Source organism: Mesorhizobium sp. SEMIA396 (genome assembly GCF_024518615.1).
Lineage (GTDB): Bacteria > Pseudomonadota > Alphaproteobacteria > Rhizobiales > Rhizobiaceae > Mesorhizobium.
In genome coordinates this window covers 1-602 of the sequence record NZ_JANIFC010000039.1, presented here as the reverse complement: position 1 = coordinate 602, position 602 = coordinate 1, and the positions used below count along the sequence as shown (strand labels likewise).

At 63.6% G+C, this 602-nt stretch carries 1 protein-coding gene; it reads left to right on the top strand.

Annotation, left to right across the window (positions count from 1 at the left end):
* Positions 1-602, top strand: a 602-nt coding sequence (locus NP503_RS33185) for a 2-oxo acid dehydrogenase subunit E2 (protein WP_206517226.1), incomplete at both ends; no start/stop codon positions are given.

The window sequence follows — 602 nt, the reverse complement described above, 5'->3', positions numbered from 1 at the left end:
CGCCTGGTCGAAGCCAAGACCACCATCCCGCATTTCTACCTGACGCTCGATTGCGAACTCGATGCGCTGCTGGCGCTGCGCACGCAGATCAATGCGGCAGCCCCGGTGAAGAAGACCGATAAGGGCGACGCTCCAGCCTACAAGCTGTCGGTCAACGACATGGTCATCAAAGCGATGGCCATGGCACTGAAGGCGGTGCCGGATGCCAATGCCTCATGGACCGAAAGCGCCATGGTGAAGCACAAGCATGCCGATGTCGGCGTTGCCGTGTCGATCCCGGGCGGGCTGATCACACCGATTATCCGCAAGGCCGACGAAAAGACGCTGTCCGCCATCTCCAACGAGATGAAGGACCTGGCCAGCCGTGCGCGCAGCCGCAAGCTGAAGCCGGAAGAGTATCAGGGCGGCACCACTGCGGTGTCCAACCTCGGCATGTTCGGCATCAAGGATTTTGCCGCGGTCATCAACCCGCCGCATGCGACCATCCTGGCGGTCGGCGCCGGCGAGGAGCGGGCGGTGGTCAAGAACGGCGAGATCAAGATCGCCACCGTGATGTCGGTGACGCTGTCGACCGACCACCGCGCCGTCGACGGCGCGCTGGG